Consider the following 1,529-nt stretch of genomic DNA (forward strand, 5'->3'; position numbering starts at 1 on the left):
TCCAGAGCCAGTAACACAGGAGGTGTGTCGCCAATGGGAGAGGCATTACCGATGTTGCCACCCATTGTGCCCACGTTTCGAATCTGCTGTGAGCCCAGACGCGAAAGCATTGTGGCAAAGTCGGGGAAGTGTTTGGCCAAAAGAGGTTCCAGCTGACGGTAGGTTGCAGCCGATCCAATGATCATTTCCTGATCATTACAGGTGATTTCTTTTAGCTCATGGACCGATGCCAGTGAGACCAGCGAAGGTAAATCCTTCATTTGTTGAGTCACTTCCAGCCCAAGGTCTGTGCCACCGGCCAATATTCTGGCCTGTGGGTGCTTCAGCAAATAGTCAGCCAGCTCTTGCTCGGAATTCGGCATGAACACACCGGTTGCCGTATCATCTAACCGGGCTTTCAGGGCGATGAGTGTCTGAAGTGTCTCCTGTTCGCGATGCTTGAAACGGTCAGAGGGTGTCAGGCTGGCAATGTCATTGGCAGCATCAACGATAGCCTGGTAGCCGGTGCAACGGCAAAGGTTTCCACCCAGAGCTTCAGCAACCTCAGGTCTGTTGGCGGGTGTCTCATGATGAAAGGCAAACAGAGACATGATAATACCGGGCGTACAGAAACCGCATTGAGAGCCATGATGATCCACCATGGCTTGTTGCACAGGATGCAGTTTTTCCCCTTCAGCAAGATCTTCAACGGTGATCAGCTGCTTGCCGTTGAGTGCTGGTAACAGAGCAATACAGGCGTTAATGGTCTGATAATTCAGACGGTCGTTCTCTGGCTCGGCAATTACCACGGTGCAGGCGCCGCAGTCACCTGAACAGCAGCCCTCCTTGGTGCCGGTTTTTCTATCCGGATTATGGCTGCGATTACCCCTCAGGTAGTCGAGTATGGTGGTATCGGAGGGTATGTCCCTGAGTTCAACCAGAGTCTCGTTGAGCAGAAATCGAATCACGACGACTGACTCCTTTGTTCTAATTCTTAATAGGAAAAAACATTCTGCATAGTCGTTTTTATGTTTTTGATTAATGTAGAATATTTTTCTTTGCTCACATTTGCGACTTGTAATTTGACTATTTGGTCAGGAAAATAGCAAGCAGAAACATTGACAGACTGGTATAAAAAAGCGGGCTGGTGTTAAAAAGATAGGCGTCTGAACTCAGCTGTCTTGAAATGAATAATGCTATGAAAAAGGCCTCATATACCTTTGGGTCATGTTTTGTGAACTCTGGGTAAGCTCAGTATCATCAGTTTTGATCGGTTGGTTGGATTATTGCATCGATAAGAACAACAAATATAAGGAGTCTGGAATGGATAACGCTGAAATGGCACCCTCTGTGGGTGGGGAGAAGAGTGGATCACTGCTCGACCGTCTCTTCGAACTCAAAGCCAAAAACACGACGGTAAAAACTGAACTGATGGCAGGTCTTACGACCTTTATTACCATGTGTTATGTGGTGTTCGTCATACCGGGAATGCTGGGTGATGCCGGCATGGATAAAGGGGCTCTGTTCACTGCCACCTGTTTGGTTGCAGG

At 48.3% G+C, this 1,529-nt stretch carries 1 protein-coding gene and 1 pseudogene; one reads left to right on the forward strand and one right to left on the reverse strand.

Annotated elements, in window-relative coordinates; translation table 11 throughout:
• Nucleotides 1-947: FAD binding domain-containing protein (locus KDK19_RS06645; RefSeq protein ID WP_257291605.1), on the reverse strand; the 947-nt coding region annotated here is incomplete at its 3' end.
• A 355-nt stretch (nt 948-1,302) separates the two neighbouring features.
• Here KDK19_RS06645 and KDK19_RS06650 point away from each other — a divergent pair.
• A pseudogene (locus tag KDK19_RS06650) lies at nt 1,303-1,529 on the forward strand (NCS2 family permease); the annotation flags it as partial.

Origin of the sequence: Endozoicomonas sp. ONNA1, assembly GCF_024606325.1 — a bacterium.
In the GTDB taxonomy this organism is placed as follows: Bacteria; Pseudomonadota; Gammaproteobacteria; order Pseudomonadales; family Endozoicomonadaceae; genus Endozoicomonas_A.